The 3,440-nt window shown below is 40.8% G+C and carries 2 protein-coding genes and 1 pseudogene; 2 read left to right on the forward strand and 1 reads right to left on the reverse strand.

Annotation, left to right across the window (positions count from 1 at the left end):
• Positions 1-149: integrase core domain-containing protein (locus BGK49_RS26475; protein WP_146628129.1), on the forward strand; the 149-nt coding region annotated here is incomplete at its 5' end.
• 241 nt (positions 150-390) lie between these two features.
• Positions 391-763 (forward strand): annotated as a pseudogene (locus BGK49_RS11015) (integrase core domain-containing protein); the annotation flags it as partial.
• Positions 764-1,324: 561 nt separating this feature from the next.
• Here the strand turns inward: BGK49_RS11015 and icsP are convergent.
• Positions 1,325-2,272 carry an omptin family outer membrane protease IcsP gene (gene icsP, locus BGK49_RS11020; RefSeq protein WP_005041436.1) on the reverse strand — a complete coding sequence of 316 codons (948 nt, stop codon included), beginning with the start codon at positions 2,270-2,272 and terminating at the stop codon, positions 1,325-1,327.
• Between the last annotated feature and the right edge of the window lie 1,168 nt (positions 2,273-3,440).

Raw genomic sequence — 3,440 nt, forward strand, 5'->3', positions numbered from 1 at the left:
GGTTAACGGCAGCAAAGAACCTTGCAGAGGCGTTCGAGCATTATAACGAATGGCATCCGCATAGTGCGCTGGGTTATCGCTCGCCACGGGAATATCTGCAGCAGCGGGCTTGTAATGGGTTAAGTGATAACAGATGTCTGGAAATATAGGGGCAAATCCAGCTGCGATCTGGTTCAACAATATGCAGATGGTACACAACCTCTTTAACCAGCCCATCCGGATTATTCAGAGCCGCTTCCGCAATCCGGAATAAAAGTGCTGTTTTACCGTGAACCCTCTGAAAATCAGCGAGCAGTGTTTTAACCAGCCGACGTTCAGAGCGTACTGACAGACGGTGGACAATTTGAATAAACAGTTCAATCAGACCGTAGATGCTCTCCCGTTGGCGACATGCTGGGAGCGGTGGAACACCGCTTCGGCAACGAGCTTCCGGCGTCTCCAGTGAAGTGACTGACGGATAATGGTTCATGCTACCGGGCTAATGAAACACGCCAGTTCACCCGGATGTTGGGACTTTGTTGAACCGAAGAACACGGCGGTGCGGAGTCCGGAGAGTAACAGAATAGCAAAGAGCTTCGTGAAAACAATAAAGTGTGACTACATCAGTATCATGCCCAAACCTGACGGGTTAACGGCAGCAAAGAACCTTGCAGAGGCATTCGAGCATTATAACGAATGGCATCCGCATAGTGCGCTGGATTATCGCTCGCCACGGGAATATCTGCGGCAGCGGGCCAATGATAACAGGTATCTGGAAATATAGGGGCAAAGCCACCCACGAACGATCCAGCATATAATCAAGAAATTAGATTTCATTTAACATAAGATAGATTATGTGCACAAAGAGGCATTTCCTTAATTTCTGAATTTACAGGCTCTTTTGCTCTCTTTGCTATGCTGTGGATTTGGAAAGATAGAGTGCTGGCTGATTATTTAGGTATTTTCATCAGCATGTCCCTGATAGCACTGTTCCATCAGCGCTTTCAGGCGATAATAGTAGACCTTGGGTAGCCTCTGCCCATGTGTAACTTGATACCCCGAGAACAGCCACGATGATCTAAGCGGTTCTTATTTCTCCGGTCTCAGGGTCGGTAATGCCAACAGTAAGTCCACAGTAATCAACGAAGAGTTTTTTGAACCGCCCCGGAAATCCTGGAGACTAAACGCCCTGAGAAAGAGGTAAACAGAATGACTAAAAATACACGTTTTTCCCCCGAAGTCCGTCAACGGGCAGTTCGTATGGTTCTGGAAAGTCAGGGCGAATATGACTCACAATGGGCGGCAATTTTTAGCCATGAAAACGTAATCAACTCGGTGAACCAATTCAAAAAATATACTTTATACCTGCGGAAGTGAGAAAACCAATATATTCAATACTTGCACTATTTTTAATGGTGCCAGATATATTGGTACTTTGCTCATAAAGAGATGTATCACCTTTTTTATTAGAAATGTAATTTCTGGAGCCTTCTATATAAAATTTTGCACTGGGGGTGACATAGTATCCAATATTCGCAGCAACAGAGCAGTAATTTTGGTTTTTTATTTCATCTTTAAAAATTGTCTCAGTCTGATAGTGTTTATCTGTATCAGATGAACGAACCCAAGCACTATATTTCAGTTCTGCTCCAAACTCAAAATTCTCATGGCGGTAATTAGCAGTTAATCCAATATAAGGTATTTTGAAGAGCTGTTTGTAACCTATTGTTCTTTCACCACTAGGATGTGCCCCTTTTTTATTCCTGTTCCCCCCGTTTTCACTATAAATATAACTCCCTCCCATTGCATTAAAACTGTAACGACTCTCTTGGTAACCTGCTATTAGTCCAAGTCGATAATCCAAATTATTTAATAACCAACCTTTAAGATTCAGCTCGAATTCGTTAGCATCACGGAGATGCGTATTGGGATGCCAGCTCTGGTCGGTCCATACCTGAGGGGTATTGGAATTGTTCCAGTCTTTATCAACCATGCTTGCTTTCTGGTTACCTAAAGTAGTCCAACCGGAAACTCCGAAAGACACTTTTGGAATTAGCTTCCAATCGATGCCACCTCTAACAATAGTCGCATTACTGTATTTCCAGTCCAGTTGACTAATTTTTCTCCCCCCTTCCTTGGGATGATAAACGCGTTCTTTTGTTTTGCCACTCAGAGATCCTAGACTAATATCCGTACTGATGTTATCCGGTATGAAAAGTGGATAGTTAGTGGTAGCATGTGTAGTAAAGATCGCAGGTACACAAAGTGCAAGTACAAGGAATTTTAATTTCATCGAGAACTCTACTTTTTTGGTTGAAATGTCCATGATCTTCTTACTTTATAAGATAAACGTCAATGCCAAGCATTATTTTAATTAAATATTTGTTTATGTTACCAAGAACATATCTTTTATTATAATATTTATTGAACTTTTGTAAAAATAAAAAAATACCTCATTGTGCGAATAAAGTAACGGGGGCCATAGATTTCTCTACCTACCTTTTGGTGTTCATACCTGAGGCTGATAGTTTCAGGATTCCGCGACAATTCTACTCACCTTCTTGTTCTCTCGCCAATATGAAATCAATCAGAAAAGCGTTCCATAAGAACAACGATAAGACAATAAATTGTCATCACGGCTGCAATAGCCAACGTGCCTTTCAGTACCAACATGACAACCTCCTGTATTTGACGTAACGTGTGCTGATAAATATGTATTTGTATCTCAACCGACTCAATACAACACTTAAGTATAGTTTTTCAGATTTTGTTTTTCCCGTGAAATATTATGGAAATGGCAGAAGCAATACATTGAATTCCGATTCGAGTGAATACGGCTAGCGGGCACCTCACTTTAGCACTGAAGCCATCAACTTTTATTTGACTTATTTCAATGGAAAGCTTTCTCACTATCAGTACAGGTAATTCCCATCCTTTTAAAGTCGAGAGTCAGACTGCGACTAATACAGTTAAAGTGACCAAACTCAGTTATCCTCTACACATTTTACCTCATGTTTACTTGGACAATTCATTGGTGCTTTTATAAAAGAATAAATATTCTACTAATTTAATGCATCACCTAAAATAGTATTTTTTATAATAGAACTGTATCTATAGTATATTATTAAAGCTTAATTATTTATTATGCTTTAATGTGGTTGTCCGATTAAGGACTAATCCTTGAAAACGCCGTATAGGGCGGGAGTTCACTCTATTGCGATAACGTAACCGTACAATATTGTGCGTTTCCCAAATTGACCACTACTGAACTATTCTGGGATTTAAATGCAATAAAATGGTTGGTTGAAGGTCGTGGTGATGATGTTAGTCCTTTTGAGAATATTCCAGTGCCAGATATTACTTGGATTTGCCCCTATATTTCCAGACATCTGTTATCACTTAACCCATTACAAGCCCGCTGCCGCAGATATTCCCGTGGCGAGCGATAACCCAGCGCACTA

This window comes from Shigella sp. FC1544 (genome assembly GCF_001722145.1).
Classification (GTDB): Bacteria; Pseudomonadota; Gammaproteobacteria; order Enterobacterales; family Enterobacteriaceae; genus Escherichia; species Escherichia coli.